The organism is Amycolatopsis sp. WQ 127309, from assembly GCF_023023025.1.
Lineage (GTDB): Bacteria > Actinomycetota > Actinomycetes > Mycobacteriales > Pseudonocardiaceae > Amycolatopsis.
Window position 1 is genome coordinate 1,946,042 of record NZ_CP095481.1, and the last position, 15,705, is coordinate 1,961,746.

Below are 15,705 nucleotides of genomic sequence, written 5' to 3' on the forward strand. Positions count from 1 at the left end.
CCCAAGGGCTTCTTGCTCGACGGGCGAGCAGATGCCTCTACGATCACGAACCGATGAACGTCGCCGTGATCGTGACCGTCGCACACCACGCCTCCGACGGAGAGCTCGCTCTCACGCCGGTCCGTGGTGAAGCGCTACTCACGCACACCGTGCGGGGGCTGCTGGCAGTACCGGAGATCGATCTGGTTCTCGTGGCGGCCCCCCAGCGGTGTGCGCAAGTCTATTCACAGGTCCTCGAGGATCTCTCGTGCCGGGTCGTCCCCGGTTCGCTCCGGCAGGCCTTCGCCGTCGTCGAGCCCGAACTTTCCCGTGACTCCGTTCTACTCCTCCACGACGCCTTGCGGGCCTTCATTCCTGCGCAAACGGTGCGTGACGTGATCACCGCGGTCAGTAGCGCGAATCCCGTCGTCGTCCCGGTGCTCCCGATGGCCGACACGGTGAAGGTGACCGACGCGGCCGAGCTGATCGTCGGCACCGAGGACCGCACCCGGCTGCGCACCGCCCAGACCCCGGTCGGCTACACCCTCGACGCCTTCCGCGCGGCGGACCTCGATGCGGCGGTCCCCGAGGGCGCGGCGACCGTGCCGGGGCACCCGGACGCGATGCGCGTCACCACCGACTTCGAACTTTCCCTGGCCGAGGCGATCGCGGCGGCACCGAGCACGGAGGAGACGCTGTGAGGATCGGCAACGGGGTGGACGTCCACCCGATCGAGGCGGGCCGCGAGTGCTGGATCGCCGGGCTGAGCTGGCCGGGCGTCGACGGCTGCGCGGGCCACTCGGACGGCGACGTCGCGGCGCACGCCCTGTGCGACGCGCTGCTGTCCGCGGCCGGCCTTGGCGACCTCGGCGCGGTGTTCGGCACCGGCGACCCCCGGATGGACGGCGCGCACGGCGCCGACATGCTCGCCGAGGTCCGCGGCCTGATCGAGGCCGAGGGCTGGCGCGTCGCGAACGCGACGGTCCAGATCGTCGGCAACGCCCCCCGGGTGGGCAAGCGGCGCGACGAGGCGCAGAAAGTGCTCTCGGAGGCCGTCGGCGGCCCGGTGAGCGTCTCCGGCACGACATCCGACGGCTTGGGCCTCACCGGCCGCGGCGAAGGCATCGCGGCCTTCGCCACAGCACTGCTGCTGACGGCGGAATAGCCCCACCGCCCGGGTTGTCCACAGCCGGGCCGAGATGTGGACAACGAGGCCCCGCCTGTGACGTTTCCCGCTTTTCGTCGGAGGGTCCCGATACGCTGGAAGCGGGGCCGGTCCCCCGGAGAGGGTGGGGGGTGCTTTCCGGCGGGGGCTGCCTTGCTCGGCAGGGTCGTTCCGAAATGGCCGCGGCCACGCCGCCGGCCCGCGCAGCGGAATAGCCTCGCCGTTCGAGCACGTTCGGCGTGACATGGCCCTCACTCTCCCCGACGCCGTCCGCGCGCTCGTCGACGGCAGGAACTTCGCCACCGTCGCCACGCTCGACCCCGACGGCAGCCCGCAGACCTCCGTCGTCTGGATCGGCCTCGACGGCGGCGACCTCGTGTTCAGCGCCACCGAAGACCGCCGGAAGGTCCGCAACCTGCGGCGCGACCCCCGCGTCGGCGTGTCGATCACCGACGCCGGCAACCCCTACCGGCACACCCAGCTGCGCGGCACGGTGACGCTCACCCCCGACCCGGGCAAGACGCTGCCGAAGACGCTGAGCCACAAGTACCTCGGCGAGGACCCGCCCGCGGAGGGCGGCGACGTCGAACGGGTGATCGTCCGCCTGCACGTCGAGAAGATCGCGGGCAACGTCAAATAGGGTCCGGACCATGGGTGTGACATTCAACGACGCGACCAAGGCGCTCCTCGACGGGAAGAACTACCCCGTCGTCGCCACCACCAACGCCGACGGTTCGCCGCAGAGCTCGGTCGTCTGGGCCCGCCGCGACGGCGACACCGTGGTCTTCGTGACCGTCCAGGGCCGCCGGAAGGAACGCAACATCCGCCGCGACCCCCGCGTCTCGCTCTCCGTCTTCGACCTGGCTGATCCGGAGAACTACGTCGAGATCCGCGGGCGGGCCGAGGTCACCGTCGAGGGCGGCCCCGAGCTGAACGACGAGCTGGCCCACAAGTACACCGGCGCGGCCTTCCCGCCCGAGCCGGCCGACGTCGTGCGGGTGCTCGTCCGCGTTGTTCCCGAACACATCACAGGGCATTCGGCCTGACGATCCCGTTAGGCTGAAACCCATGACGATCAGGGCGGTGTTGTTCGACTACTCCGGCACGCTTTTCCGGCTCGAGCAGGACGAGACCTGGCTCACCGAACTGACCGACCACGCGGGCACGCCGCTCGACATCGAGGCCCAGGCCGAGCTGATGCGCCGGATGACGGCGCCGGTCGGCCAGGTCGTCGAGCTGGACGCCGACCACCAGCACGCCTGGCACCACCGCGACCGCGACCCCGTGCTGCACCGGAAGGTGTACCTGGAGGTCCTCAAGAAGTCCGGCGTCCCGCGGCCCGAGCAGGCCGTCGCGCTGTACGACCGGCTCATCGATCCCAGCCAGTGGACGCCTTACCCGGACACCGAGGCCGCGCTCAAGGCGGCGTCCGAGCAGGGGCTCAAGGTCGGCGTCCTGAGCAACATCGCCTTCGACATCCGGCCCGCGTTCACCGCCCGCGGCTGGGACGCCTACGTCGACGAGTTCGTCCTGTCCTTCGAGGTCGGGGCGATCAAGCCGGAGCTGGAGATCTTCCGCCGAGCCGTGCAGGCGCTCGGCATCCCGGCCACCGAAACCCTGATGGTCGGCGACAGCGAAGAGGCCGACGGCGGGGCCCGCGCGCTCGGCTGCGAGTTCGCGCTGGTCGACCCGCTGCCGACGGCGCAGCGGCCGGACGCCCTGCTCACGGCGCTGAGCGCGTTCGGTGTCGGGCAGGAGCCGAGCTAGGCGCTGTTCTGCGAGTCTGCTCGATGGGCTTCGTGATCCAGGTGGTTCCTGGCGGTGCGGGCGGATCGCCCTCGTACCGGGTCGTACTCGGGTGAGCCGCCCGTGCCGTCAGGGGCCGCCTGGGCGCGAAGACCGCGAGCTTGACTCGCAGAACAGCGCCTAGCCGCCTGCGACCTCGCTCACGCCCACCCCGTACCCTTTCAGGGTGGCCCTACACCTTTTCGACACAGCGACCCGGAGCGTGCGGGAGTTCCAGCCCGCCCGTAGCGGAACGGCGTCGATCTACGTGTGTGGTGCCACCGTGCAGGGCGTCCCCCACATCGGGCACATCCGCGGCGCCCTGAACTACGACGTCCTGCGCCGCTGGCTCGTCCACAGTGGACTGGACGTGCTGCTGGTCCGCAACGTCACGGACATCGACGACAAGATCCTGACCAAGGCCGCGGCCGCGGATCGCCCCTGGTGGGAGTGGGCGGCGACGCATGAGCGCGCCTTCGAGCAGGCCTACGAGCAGCTCGGCTGCCTCCCGCCGTCGATCAACCCGCGCGCGACCGGGCACGTCACCCAGATGGTCGAGCTGATGCAGCGGCTGATCGACCAGGGGCACGCCTACGCCGTGGACGGCGACGTCTACTTCTCGGTGAAGTCGTTCGACGACTACGGCAAGCTGTCCGGCCAGGTCCTCGAGGACGTCCAGCAGGGCGAGACACCGGCCCGCGGCAAGCAGGACCCGCACGACTTCACGCTGTGGAAGTCCGCGAAGCCGGGCGAGCCGTCGTGGCCGACGCCGTGGGGCGACGGCCGGCCGGGCTGGCACCTCGAGTGCTCGGCGATGGCCACGGCCTACCTCGGCGCGGAGTTCGACATCCACGGCGGCGGGCGCGACCTGGTCTTCCCGCACCACGAAAACGAGCGCGCGCAGTCGAACGCCGCCGGCGACCCGTTCGCCCGCTACTGGCTGCACAACGACTGGGTGACCATGTCCGGCGAGAAGATGTCGAAGTCGCTGGGCAACACCGTGACGATCCCCGCGATGCTGGAGCGCTACCGGGCGGCCGAGCTGCGCTACTACCTGATGCAGCCGCACTACCGGTCCAAGATCGAGTACTCCGACGGCGCGGTCTCGGAAGCCGCGCAGGGCTATCGGCGGATCGAGACGTTCCTGCGTCGCGCCACTTCTTCCGGCGAGGTGGGGATCGGCACGATCCCGGCCGGGTTCGCCGCCGCGATGGACGACGACCTCGCCACCCCGCAGGCGTTCGCCGTGGTCCACACCACGGTGCGGGACGGTAACGCCGCCCTCGACGCGGGCGACACCTCCAAGGCACTCGAACTCGCCGCCGCCGTGCGCGCGATGACCGACGTGCTCGGCCTCGACCCGCTGTCCGCGCGCTGGTCCGAGGCGGGCGGTTCCGAAACGCCCACCAAAGAGGCGCTGGACTTCCTCGTCAAGGATCTGCTGGCCGAGCGCCAGCAGGCCCGGGCCGAGAAGGACTTCGCCCGCGCGGACGCCGCCCGTGACCGCCTCCAGCAGGCGGGCATCGTGGTGGAGGACACCCCTAACGGTCCACAGTGGACAGTCAAGTCCGACTGAGCCGTTCTCCATAACCGCAAGGACTTTTCAGCATGGCAGGCAACTCCCGGCGCCAAGGCGCCATCCGCAAGACGGGCACCAAGAAGGGTGCCGTCGTCGGTTCCGGCGGACAGCGCCGCAAGGCCCTCGAAGGCAAGGGCCCGACCCCGAAGGCGGAGGACCGTCCCGGGCACAAGGCCTACCGCCAGAACAACGCACAGACCAAGCGCGACCAGGCGCGGCAGAAGAAAGCCGACAAGCCGGAGCTGATCGCCGGGCGCAACCCGGTGGTCGAGGCGCTGCGCGCGGACGTCCCGGCGACCGCGCTGTACGTCGCGATCAACATCGAGATCGACGACCGCGTGAACGACGCCGTCCGGCTGGCCGGCGACAAGGGCATCTCGATCCTGGAGATCCCGCGCGAGGAGCTGGATCGCAAGACGAACCGGGCCGTGCACCAGGGCCTGGGCCTGCAGGTCCCGCCGTTCGAGTACGCCCACCCGGACGACCTGATGGCGGCGGCGCGCAACTCGGGCGAGGTGCCCCTGTTCGTCGCGCTCGACGGCGTCACCGACCCGCGCAACCTCGGCGCGGTGATCCGCTCGGCGGCCGCGTTCGGCGCCCACGGCGTGCTGCTGCCGGAGCGGCGCAGCGCGGGCATGACGGCGGTGGCGTGGCGCACGAGCGCGGGCACGGCGGCGAAGCTGCCGATCGCGGTCGCGACCAACCTCACGCGCCAGCTGAAGTCGTGGGCCAACGAGGGTCTGATGCTGGTCGGCCTGGACGCCGACGGCTCGGTCGAGATCGACGGGCTGGAGCTGGCGGCGGACCCGCTGGTCATCGTGCTGGGCTCGGAGGGCCGCGGCCTGTCGCGCTTGGTGCGCGAGACGTGCGACGCGACCGTGTCGATCCCGATGGCGGCGGGCGTGGAGTCGTTGAACGCGTCGGTGGCGGCCGGTGTGCTGCTGGCCGAGGTGGCGCGGCGCCGTCGTCTCGCCGGGCGGATCTGAGCCCCGCCTCCACGACCCACCTTCACGACGAGGAACCACCCACTCGGGTTAAGGTCACCATCGGATAAACCGAGGGGACCTGACCACCGATGTCATTCGTTTCGCCACTGTTCCTGTGGTACTTCATGCCGGCGGTGCTCATCGCCGTCCTGGTGTGCCCGCGGACCTGGCGCAACGGCATCATCGCGGTCGGCAGCCTGCTGTTCTACACGATCGGCGCCGGCCCGTTCGTGTTCCTGCTGCTCGGCTGCATGGTCGTCAACTTCATGGCCGGGCCGCTGCTGGAGGCGAGCCCGTGGGACGTCCAGGGCGTCCGGCGGCGGCGGATCCTCATCGCCGTCGTCTCGCTCGACGTCGGTGTCCTGCTGATCTGGAAGTACGCCGGGTTCGCGACGCAGCAGATCGCCGCCGTCTCGCACTGGTTCGGCGGCAGCCTGCCGGTCGCGAGCCTGGTGGTGCCGATCGGCATCTCGTTCTACACGTTCCACCACATCTCGTACGTGGTCGACATCTACCGCGGCGAGCGGCCGGCGCTGCGCAACCCGGTGTCGTTCGCCGCGTACATCGCGATGTTCCCGCAGCTGGTGGCCGGCCCGATCGTCCGCTACCGCGAGATCGCCGACCAGCTGCCCCAGCTGCGTTCGCACCGCCTGGACGACATCGCGGCGGGCTTCCCCCGGTTCGCGCTGGGCCTGTGCAAGAAGACGATCATCGCGGACTCCCTGAGCCCGCTGGTCGAGGCGTGTTTCAAGGTGCCACCGGACCAGATGACGTTCGCGACGGCGTGGCTCGGCGCGATCGGCTACACGCTGCAGCTGTTCTTCGACTTCTCGGGCTATTCGGACATGGCGATCGGCTTGGGCCGCATGCTGGGCTTCCGCCTCCCGGAGAACTTCGCCAGGCCGTACTCGTCGGTGACGATCACGGAGTTCTGGCGCCGCTGGCACATGAGCCTGTCCCGCTGGTTCCGCGACTACGTCTACATCCCCCTGGGCGGCAACCGTCACGGAGCGGGCAAGACCTACCGCAACCTGTGCGTGGTGTTCGTCCTGACCGGCTTCTGGCACGGCGCGCAGTGGACGTTCCTGGTGTGGGGCTGCTACCACGGAGCGCTGCTGGTGATCGAGCGCCGCTTCGGCCTGGACCTCAACCCCGCAAGCCCCCGCCGGCGATACCTCCGCAGGGCCTTGACGATGCTCCTGGTGGTGTTCGGCTGGGTCTTCTTCCGCTCCCAGGACATCGGCCACGCGCTGGCGATGATCGGCCACATGCTGATCCCCGACTTCGACGGCCTGGGCGCCGGAGTGGAACAGGCGTTCACCAACCAGCGCCTGGTCCTGCTACTGGCGGCCCTGGCGGTATTCGCACTACCGGCCCACCCGGTGACAGGCCCGCTACTGGAGTCGTCCAGAAGCCGCCCGGCAACGGCGCTACGCATCGGCGTGATGACGGTGGGCTTGATCTACGCGGCCATCCTGATAGCAACGGGCACATTCAGCCCGTTCCTGTACTACCAGTTCTGACGCGCAAGGAGGAACCAAGACCAGCCCGCGCCCATCGAACCGACAAGCAGCCGCAAGGAAGGGGGCACGGGATGACCGACCTGGACAACATCCCAGGCGTTATCCCCTACGTGGACCACCACACCGGCCCGAGACGGCTGCTCACCCTGGAAATCCCCCACCTGGGCCACACCGTCCGCGCCTACGCCCCGATCGCCAGCGTCGACGGACGTCAGTACGTGCTCTCCTGGGGCTCGGTGACCTTCGAGATCCCCGCCGACCGCAACGTGCACGTCAGCGTCCACCTGCACACGAACAGCGGCCACGAGCACACGATCACGCCGTTCGCCTCGATCGTCCTGTCCGCCCACTCCGCGCCGCTGCGGCTGCTCGCCCAGTTCGTGCCGAGCCAGGGCCCCCAGGGCTCGCTCGTGCCCCTCGGGTGAACCACGTGCTGGCGGCGCGCTACCTCCTCCTCACCCGGCACGGCGAAGCGACCCCCGACGAGGCCGGGCTCACCGAAGCCGGGCAGCAGCAGGCAGTTCTGCTCGGACGGCGGTTGCGCGAGCTGCCCGTCGCCGCCATCCACCACGGGCCGCTAGGGCGGGCCGCGCTCACCGCCGCCATCATCGGGGACCAGCTGCCCGGCGTTCCGCTCCACGTCGAAGCGGCGGCCGGCGACTTCGTGCCCTACCTGCCGAAGCGCGAGGAGCTGCCCGAGACGTCCGCCGACCGGCTGCTCGCCGTCACCCGGCAGCTGCCCCCCGCCGACGAGGAGCTCGCCGCCGAGGCCGAACGGCGGTTCACCGGGCCCGTTCCCGGGAACGAGGCGCGGTTCGACCTCGTCGTCACGCACAACTACCTCATCTCCTGGCTCGTGCGCGCTTCGCAGGACGCACCGCCGTGGCGGTGGCTCGCGCTCAACCACGGCAACGCGGCGCTCACGGTCATCCGCTACGTGCCGGGGCGGCCCGCCGCGCTGCTGGCGTACAACGACCAAGGTCATCTCCCGCCCGCACTGCGCTGGACGGGCTTCCCGCCCGAGTTTTACCTTCCGTGACCGAGGAACGCGGAGCGTGTCCGGCACCGAAAACAGGTCTCGCCCGAATGGCCGAGCCTGGCACGATGGCCGGATGAGTTTCGTGCCGTCGCCCACGTCCGTTCGGCTGAGCGACTACCTCGCGGCCGACGCCGTCGTCGATCACGACCACCCGTCGATCCGGGAACGAGCCGACGCGCTCAGAACCCTGACGGACAGTCCGGCCGGGTACGCCGAAGCCGCGTTCCGGTTCGTGCGGGATGACGTCGACCACGTCGTCGACGCCGCTGATCCGCGGGTCACCTGGCGGGCGTCGGACGTGCTGCGCGAACGCGTCGGGATCTGCTACGCCAAGGCGCACCTGCTGGCCGCTTTGCTTCGGGCGCAAGGGATCCCGGCCGGTTTCTGCTACCAGGAGCTGTCCGCGCTGCACGGGCTGAACGCGGTGTACCTGCACGGCAAGTGGTCACGTCTCGACGCCCGCGGCAACCGCACGGGGGCCGGCGGGGAGTTCTCCCTCGACGCCGAACGGCTCGCCTGGCCCGTCGATCCCGCGCGCGGCGAACGCGACCACCCGGAGATCCACCCCGCGCCCGCGCGGGCGGTCGTGGACTTCCTGATGACGGTCGCACCGGGGGCCGGTTGGTACGAAACCGGCCTGCCGGCCACGCTGGAACCCCAGGTTTAGCGGTATTTTCCGAAAACCCGGCAATTCGGTGAATTATTGCCGAGAGTGACGTCCGGGGCCTCCACCTGTCCCCCGAATCTCTTATTTCGCGGTCCCCGAGACGCGCGTAAAGTGACTCCCCGCACTCGAACCGACACTTTACGCATTCGTCTGTTCGGGTGATTCGAGGGAGGTGAAGCACGTGGCCGCGGAAGGCGGACGCCTCCGCCGTACCCCACTGCAGGAGATCTTCTGGACCAGGACGAGCCTGCTGCTCACGGTACTCGTGGTGGTCGCCGGTCTCAGCCTGTGGCTGGCCGGCTTGATGGAACCCGGCACCGGGAAGAACCTGGTGACGTCGCTGGGCACCGGCACCCTGATCTCCGCGATCGTGGGGTTCGGCACCAGCTTGATCACCGCCAGCGCCTCGCAGCGGGCGCTGGTGACCCCGGTGATCGAAGAGAGCAGGCGCGCGCTGGAGGACCTCAGCGCCGAATACCGCGCGCTGAACAAGGAGTTCTTCCCCACCGACGTGTTCGAGGCGACGACCGATCCCGACCCCGCGTTCAACCGCGCGCTGATGGCCGACCTCGACGCGACCCGGCAGTACTTCTTCCGCGGCTTCTCCGGGCGGCACGCCGCCGCCCGCCTGTTGCTTTCCCGCACGGAACGCGAACTGCGGGCCGTGATCGCCGATCCGCGTGACGCGAGCTCGATCAGCGGGCGTGCCCGCTACCTGCTCCGCCGCGAGGCGGGCGACGTCGACTACGAACAGATCCAGACCCGGCTCGACGAAGAGATCCGGATCGGACTGGTGGGCCTCTTCCTGGCGCGCAGCCGCTGCGCGCAGGTCGACATCACCGTGGTCGCCGACCCGCCGCTGGACCGGCTCGAGATGTTCGACGACAGCGTGTGGATGTCGCTCTACAGCGACGTGCGCGGCGCCACGAAGCTGTACCCGCGGTCCCTGCGGTTCACCGAGGGTTCCTTCCTCTACAACATGGAGCGCGCCGAGTTCGTGCGCGTCTCGCAGTCCCGGACCGGCCGCCACTTCCGCATCACGTCCGCGACGACGCGGGCGGATTTCCTGGCGCTGTTCGAAAAGATCACCGGATCCCCGCTGTCCGAGGAGCAGTTCCGTGAGCTGGAAAGCAAGTTCCACGCCTTCCGCACGGAGTTCTCCGAAGTCGCCGAGCTAGGGAGCTGACCTTGCTCACCCGCCTGTCCCCGCTCACCGAACTGGCCACGCGCCTGCGCACGGCCGGGTTCCCGCTCGCCGTCGACTGGCGCACGGTCGAGACCTGGTTCCGGTCGTGGGCCGACCACCCCGAGCTGCGGGAGGAGCTGCGCTCGCAGCTCCGCTCACTGTCCACCGCGCAGGCCGCGAAACTGCTGCGCTCGTCCCGGGAAACCACGACCCATTTCGCGTGGTGCCTGCTCGATTCGCCGACCGACCCGTTTTCCTTCTGGCTGCACGAATACAAGCCGCAGCAGGACTGGCGGGAAGGGTACGCGGATTCTGTGCACAACCACAGGTACCACTTCTGCACCACCATTCTCCGGGGCAGCTACCTCCACGAAAGGTACGAGACGACCCACGATCCCGGCACCGGCCTGATCGACTCCGCGCACCTGCGCCGCCGGACGTTGTGCCAGGCCGGGGCGTGCGCCACCATGCTGGCCGACGAATACCACCGGATTCCCGAAGCGGCCCCCGGCACGATGACCTTCCTCGTGAAATCACGTCCGGTGAGCACGTTCAGCCTTTCCTACGATCCGACCAGCGGAATCGGCCATCGTCACGTTCCGGTCGAGGTCCGATTGGGGGAATTGGCGGACCGCATCTAGCTACACACCGGCGTCAGCGACGCTTACCATTACTCCACCCGTCTGAATACCACGGCCGGGATCGGAGAGGTGTATGCGTACGCAGGAAAGCACGATCGACAACGTGACTCTCGACGCCGTCGAAAACCGGGTTCGCAGGCTGTGCCGGCAGTACGCCGAGCGGCTGCCGTTCCACGGCTGGCACCACGTCAGCTTCGTCCGAGCGAAGGCGGCCGGCTTCGCCCAGCACAACGGGGCCGACCGCACCGTGGTGGAGGTGGCCGCGCTGGTGCACGACGTCAACTACCTGGTGCTCCGCAACTCGCCGGCCGCCGCCGGCAGCGGTCTCCGCGGGGAGATCCTCGCGGAGTGCGGCGTCGCCGGCGGCGTGGCGAGCTGGATCGACGAGATCGTCGACGAAGCCGAGATGGCCACCCGCGGCCGCGACATCTCGCTGGAGGCGCAGGCCTTGAGCGACGCGGACACGCTGTTCAAGGCGCTGCCGGTGACGCCGGTGGTGCTCGCGCACCGCTACCTGCGCGAGAACGGCCTGAGCCTGCGGGAGCTGGCGGACAAGATCGTCGGCGAGCAGTGCGACGTCCACGACGAGGGGTACTACTTCTACAACCCCGAAGCGGCGGCGACGTACTCGCGCTGGGCGATGGCGAACCTCCAGCTGTGGCAGTGCATCAAGGAAGCGGTCGACGACCCGACGGTCGTGGAGCTGCTGGACGCGGTGCACGCGGTCGACGCGCTGGCGTCCTAACGCCGGCCGTAGCCCCGCAACCGGTCGACGACGTTCGCCACCTCGGGCGGCGGCAGCAGGCTCGGCCGGCCGGCGCTCTGCGCGAGCAGCCACACGCGGCACGCCCACTCGAGCTGCTGGGCGCGGTGGTAAGCGGCTTCGAGGCCGTCGCCGAAGGTGAGGGTGCCGTGGTTGGCCATCAGGCAGCCACGGCGCCCTTCGAGTGCTTCCAGAACGGCGGAGGCGAGCTCGGGCGTGCCGTAGGTGGCGTAGCGCGCGACGCGCACGGAAGGGCCGATGGTGGCGACGATGTAGTGGATCGGCGGCACCTCCCGCACGAGCGTCGACACGGCGGTGGCGTGCGGCGAGTGCGTGTGCACGACGGCGGTCACCGGCTCGCCGTCGGGATCGCGCGCGTCCCAGTAGACGGACAGGTGCATCGGCAGCTCACTGGTCGGCTGCAGCTCGCCGTCGATGACCTCCCCGCCGAGATCGACCACGGGGATGTCGGCGGGGGTCATCGAGGAGTAGGCGACGCCGGTGGGCGTGACGGCGACGAGGTTCCCGGCGCGCACGGAGACGTTCCCCGAGGTCCCGACGACGAGGCCGTCACCGACCATCCGCCGGGCATAAGCGCAGACGGCGGCCCGCTCGGTCTCGAGGATCATGCGCGGGTCCCGTCTCGTGAGCTCACGCCCACCACTCTGGCCCACACGCAGCCCCCACCACTCCCTGGGGGGCGTCCCCTGTCCAGTCTATCGGGTCTGACCTGCAAAAACGGGGTCTCCGGAAATCTGTGGACAACCGGAGCCGTTGTGGATAACTACGCCTTCGCGGCCGGCGCGGGAGCCGGAGCCTTGGCAGCGGGCGCCGGAGCAGCCTGGGCCTGGGGCTTGGCAACGGGCGGCGAGGCGGGGGCAGGCGCGGGAGCAGGCTTGCGGTCCCCGTTCGCCGGAGCCTGAGCCGAAGCCGAAGCCGAAGCCGGAGTCGACGCAGACGCAGACGCATCCTCCGCCGGGGCCAGCAGCTTCATCGCCTCGCGTACCGCCACGTCCGTCGCCGCGATCCGCTCCGCGACCTTCGTCCGCAGGTCCAGCGCCAGCTTCCGGTTCCGGTCCGCCTCCGCCTGGCGGTCGCGAGCCTGTGCCAGCGCCGCCTCCGTCTCCTGCTTCTTGCGCGCGACCTCCTGCTCGAAGGCCTGCTTCTTCTTCGCCAGCTCCTCCGAAGCCACCCGGTCCGCTTCGGCGCGCTTCTCAGCCGCCGCGGCCTCAGCCTTCGCGTCGGCCTCCTTGCGGGTCCGCTCGGCCGCCGCCGCCAGCTCCACTCGCTTGGCGCCCGCCGCCGCGGTCAGCTTGTCGATCTCGATCTTCGCGTCCTTCATCAGGCGCGCGCGCTCTTCTTCCGCGTCCTTCGCCAGCTTGTCGGCCGTGCGGTGGGTCTCGTGCGCGTACTTGTCCGCCTGGTCGCGCGTCGAGGCCGCGTCGGCGTCCGCGGCGGAGCGCAGGTCGGCGATCTCCTCCTCGGCGAGCTGCATCATCGTGCGGACGCGCTCGACCATCGCGCCGGCGCCGGACGGGCTGGAGCTCATCCGCGCGAGGGCGGCCTTCGTCTCGGCCAGCTCCTTCTGCGCGTACGCGAGAGCCTTCGTGAGATCCGACGACGTCGCGACGGCGTCGTCGCGGTTGCGGGCGGTCTCGCGGAACTCCTTGGTCAGCTCGGCGATGCGTTCGTCGACCTGACGCTGGTTGTAGCCGCGGAGGCCCACGGCGAACTGGGCGGTCTTCGGGGCGGATTGGGGCTTCTCAGGCGCGACCATCGCGCCACCTTAGTAAGCAAGGGGCCTTCCGGACGTACCGCCAAACGGATGCATCACGAATTTGGGAACCCCCGGTCACCCATGGCATTCTGACGTCCGTTGACCAGCGGTTGCCGCGGGGAGGCCACTTTGGACACATCGGCGATCCTCGCGGACATCGGCGCTCACTGGCACGTGTACCTCACGATGCCGGTCATCGCGGCGATGATCGGTTACGTCACCAAGCGCGTCGCCATCGAGATGATGTTCCGGCCCCTCGAGTTCACCGGGATCAAGCCGTTCCTCGGCTGGCAGGGCGTCATCCCGGCCAACTCGCGGCGGATGGCCACCACCGCCGTCGACCTGCTGACCCGCAACCTCGTCGACCCGCAGGAGATCTTCGCCAGGCTCGATCCGGAGGAAATGCTCAAAGAGCTCGAAACGCCGCTGCTCAAGGCCGTCGAGGACGTCACGCGGGAGGTCATGGAGACCTACCAGCCGCGGCTGTGGGAGATGCTGCCGTCGCGGGCGCAGCGGCTGCTCGTCGACCAGGTCCGCGCGCAGGCGCCGGACGTCGTCAAGCGGCTGCTGCGGGAGGTCTCGACCAACATCGACGACGTCCTCGACGTCAACGACATGCTCATCGGCGCCATGGTCCGCGACAAGTCGCTGACCTGCCGGCTGATCCGCGAGGTCGCCGCGCCCGAGTTCAAGTTCATCGCGCGGTCCGGCGTCTGGTTCGGGTTCGTCATCGGGCTCGTCCAGTTCGTCGCCTGGGCGCTGACCAAGGAGCCGCTGATCATGCCGATCTTCGGTTTCGTCACGGGCTTCGTCACGGACTGGCTGGCCCTCAAGATGATCTTCTACCCGCGCGAGCCCCGCGGCTTCGGCTTCTTCCGCTGGCAGGGCATGTTCCAGAAACGCCGTCAGGAGGTGGCCGCCGACTACGGCGCGCTGATCGCCGACGAGGTGCTGACCGTGCGGAACGTGATGGAGGCCGTGCTCACCGGGCCCCGCGCCGACAGGCTGTTCGCGCTGATCACCCGCGAGGTGCAGCGCACGATCGACGCCCAGGCGAGCATCGCCAAACCGCTCGTCGCGCTGACCATGGGCGGCAAGCAGTACCAGGAGATGAAACGCGCGGCCGCCGAGAAGGCCATCGCCTACCTCCCCGAAACGGTGAAACACGTCGAGAGCTACGCCACCGGCGCCCTCGACGTCCGCAACACGATCGTCGAAAAGATGCGGCAGCTGACGCCGATCGAGTTCGAAGGGATCCTGCGTCCGGCCTTCAAGCAGGACGAATGGAAGCTCATCGCGGTCGGCGCGGTGATCGGCGGGCTCGTCGGCGAGCTGCAGGTCCTGCTCCTGCTCCACTGACACCGGGCCGCTAGCGTGCGGACGTGGACTTCGGCACGCACTGGCAGGTGTACGTCACCATGCCGTTCATCGCGGCGCTGATCGGGTACGTCACCAAGCGCGTCGCCATCGAGATGATGTTCCGGCCGCTCGAGTTCACCGGCGTCAGACCGTTCCTCGGCTGGCAAGGCGTGCTGCCGGCGAACGCGGAGCGGATGGCCACGACCGCCACCGAGATGCTGACGACGAACCTCGTCGACCCGAAGGAGATCTTCTCCCGGCTCGACCCGGAGCAGGTGGCGAAGGAGATCGAGCAGCCGCTGCTGCGGGTCGTCGAGGACGTCACCCGCGACGTCATGGAGACCTACCAGCCGCGGCTGTGGGAGGTGCTGCCGAACGGCGCGCAGCAGCTGCTGCTCAAGCGCGTGCAGGCCGAAGCGCCGAAGGCGATCACCAAGATCATGCGGGAGATCGCCGACAACATCGAGGACGTCCTCGACCTCAAGCACATGGTCGTGACGAACCTGGTGCGCGACAAGGCGTTGCTGAACCGGCTGATCCGCGACATCTCGCGCCCGGAGATGCGGTTCATCGCCCGCTCCGGGATCGGCTTCGGGTTCGTCCTCGGCTGCGTGCAGCTCGTCGTCTGGGCGCTGACGAAGTCGCCGATCGTGCTGCCGCTGTTCGGCATCGGCATCGGCTGGCTCACCGACTGGCTGGCCCTCAAGATGATCTTCCTGCCGCGCGAGCCGCGCCGGTTCTTCGGGCTCTACACCTGGCAGGGCGTGTTCCAGAAGCGCCGCGACGTCGTGGCAGCCGACTACGGCGACATGATCGCGCGCGAGATCATCACCATCCCGAACCTGCTCGAAGCCGTGCTGCGCGGGCCGAAGTCGGACCGGCTGTTCGCGATGATCACGCGTGAGGTGCAGAAGACGATCGACGCGCAGGCGAGCGTCGTCAAGCCGTTCGTCGCCATCGCCGTCGGCACCAGGCGGTTCCAGGAGATGAAGCAGACAGCGGCGACGAAGGCGGCGGAGCGCGTCCCGGAGACGATCCGGTACGCCGAGAACTACGCGGTCAACGCGCTCGACGTCCGCAACACGATCGTGGACCGGATGCGGAAGCTGAGCGCGCTGGAGTTCGAGCAGCTGCTGCGGCCGGCGTTCCGCCAGGACGAGTGGAAGCTGATCGCGGTGGGCGCGGTGATCGGCGGTCTCGTCGGCGAACTGCAGGTGCTCGCGCTGCTCGGCTAGCCGGTACGGTTTCGTTCTCGG

At 69.4% G+C, this 15,705-nt stretch carries 18 protein-coding genes; 16 read left to right on the forward strand and 2 right to left on the reverse strand.

Annotated features, from left to right (window positions below):
* The first annotated feature begins 53 nt into the window (after positions 1-53).
* The 14 genes from MUY22_RS08665 to MUY22_RS08730 all read left to right on the forward strand — a co-directional run bounded on the left by MUY22_RS08665 (position 54) and on the right by MUY22_RS08730 (position 11,295).
* Positions 54-680, forward strand: a complete 627-nt coding sequence (locus MUY22_RS08665) for a 2-C-methyl-D-erythritol 4-phosphate cytidylyltransferase (protein ID WP_247058749.1) — start codon at positions 54-56, stop codon at positions 678-680.
* Positions 677-1,144 (forward strand): 2-C-methyl-D-erythritol 2,4-cyclodiphosphate synthase, encoded by a 468-nt coding sequence (ispF, locus tag MUY22_RS08670; RefSeq protein WP_247058750.1) that lies wholly within the window; start codon positions 677-679, stop codon positions 1,142-1,144. The genes MUY22_RS08665 and ispF overlap by 4 nt, the downstream gene beginning before the upstream one ends.
* Positions 1,145-1,388: 244 nt before the next feature.
* Positions 1,389-1,784 carry a PPOX class F420-dependent oxidoreductase gene (locus MUY22_RS08675; protein WP_247058751.1) on the forward strand — a complete coding sequence of 132 codons (396 nt, stop codon included), beginning with the start codon at positions 1,389-1,391 and terminating at the stop codon, positions 1,782-1,784.
* A gap of 10 nt (positions 1,785-1,794) precedes the next feature.
* The gene (locus MUY22_RS08680; RefSeq protein ID WP_247058752.1) at positions 1,795-2,190 is read left to right on the forward strand and encodes a PPOX class F420-dependent oxidoreductase; all 396 of its coding nucleotides are present in this window, start codon (positions 1,795-1,797) and stop codon (positions 2,188-2,190) included.
* 22 nt (positions 2,191-2,212) lie between these two features.
* The gene (locus MUY22_RS08685; RefSeq protein WP_247058753.1) at positions 2,213-2,911 is read left to right on the forward strand and encodes an HAD family hydrolase; all 699 of its coding nucleotides are present in this window, start codon (positions 2,213-2,215) and stop codon (positions 2,909-2,911) included.
* 205 nt (positions 2,912-3,116) lie between these two features.
* Positions 3,117-4,505, forward strand: coding sequence for a cysteine--tRNA ligase (gene cysS, locus MUY22_RS08690; RefSeq protein ID WP_247058754.1), 1,389 nt, complete (start codon positions 3,117-3,119; stop codon positions 4,503-4,505).
* A 32-nt stretch (positions 4,506-4,537) separates the two neighbouring features.
* A complete protein-coding gene (gene rlmB, locus MUY22_RS08695; protein ID WP_247058755.1) occupies positions 4,538-5,494 on the forward strand; it encodes a 23S rRNA (guanosine(2251)-2'-O)-methyltransferase RlmB in 957 nt (318 codons plus the stop codon).
* Positions 5,495-5,583: 89 nt separating this feature from the next.
* Positions 5,584-7,017 (forward strand): MBOAT family protein, encoded by a 1,434-nt coding sequence (locus tag MUY22_RS08700; RefSeq protein WP_247058756.1) that lies wholly within the window; start codon positions 5,584-5,586, stop codon positions 7,015-7,017.
* Between the two features lie 71 nt (positions 7,018-7,088).
* Positions 7,089-7,442, forward strand: coding sequence for a hypothetical protein (locus MUY22_RS08705; protein ID WP_247058757.1), 354 nt, complete (start codon positions 7,089-7,091; stop codon positions 7,440-7,442).
* On the forward strand, positions 7,439-8,056 hold the full coding sequence (locus MUY22_RS08710) for a histidine phosphatase family protein (protein WP_247058758.1): 618 nt from the start codon (positions 7,439-7,441) through the stop codon (positions 8,054-8,056). The genes MUY22_RS08705 and MUY22_RS08710 overlap by 4 nt, the downstream gene beginning before the upstream one ends.
* 73 nt (positions 8,057-8,129) lie before the next feature.
* Entirely contained in the window at positions 8,130-8,723 is a 594-nt protein-coding gene (locus tag MUY22_RS08715) for a transglutaminase domain-containing protein (RefSeq protein ID WP_247058759.1), read from the forward strand.
* A 172-nt stretch (positions 8,724-8,895) separates the two neighbouring features.
* Complete coding sequence (locus MUY22_RS08720) at positions 8,896-9,909, forward strand: hypothetical protein (RefSeq protein ID WP_247058760.1); 1,014 nt, start codon at positions 8,896-8,898, stop codon at positions 9,907-9,909.
* A 2-nt stretch (positions 9,910-9,911) separates the two neighbouring features.
* Positions 9,912-10,550, forward strand: a complete 639-nt coding sequence (locus MUY22_RS08725) for a hypothetical protein (protein ID WP_247058761.1) — start codon at positions 9,912-9,914, stop codon at positions 10,548-10,550.
* A gap of 73 nt (positions 10,551-10,623) precedes the next feature.
* Positions 10,624-11,295 carry an HD family phosphohydrolase gene (locus MUY22_RS08730; RefSeq protein WP_247058762.1) on the forward strand — a complete coding sequence of 224 codons (672 nt, stop codon included), beginning with the start codon at positions 10,624-10,626 and terminating at the stop codon, positions 11,293-11,295.
* Here MUY22_RS08730 and MUY22_RS08735 read toward each other — a convergent pair.
* Positions 11,292-11,942, reverse strand: a complete 651-nt coding sequence (locus MUY22_RS08735) for a class II aldolase/adducin family protein (protein WP_247058763.1) — start codon at positions 11,940-11,942, stop codon at positions 11,292-11,294. The two genes, MUY22_RS08730 and MUY22_RS08735, sit on opposite strands and share 4 nt — an antisense overlap.
* Before the next feature lie 155 nt (positions 11,943-12,097).
* Positions 12,098-13,090 (reverse strand): hypothetical protein, encoded by a 993-nt coding sequence (locus MUY22_RS08740; RefSeq protein WP_247058764.1) that lies wholly within the window; start codon positions 13,088-13,090, stop codon positions 12,098-12,100.
* A gap of 129 nt (positions 13,091-13,219) precedes the next feature.
* On the opposite strand from MUY22_RS08740, the gene MUY22_RS08745 reads away from it, so the two are divergent.
* The gene (locus MUY22_RS08745) at positions 13,220-14,449 is read left to right on the forward strand and encodes a DUF445 family protein (RefSeq protein ID WP_247058765.1); all 1,230 of its coding nucleotides are present in this window, start codon (positions 13,220-13,222) and stop codon (positions 14,447-14,449) included.
* A gap of 59 nt (positions 14,450-14,508) precedes the next feature.
* Complete coding sequence (locus MUY22_RS08750) at positions 14,509-15,684, forward strand: DUF445 domain-containing protein (RefSeq protein ID WP_247063758.1); 1,176 nt, start codon at positions 14,509-14,511, stop codon at positions 15,682-15,684.
* Positions 15,685-15,705: the final 21 nt, after the last annotated feature.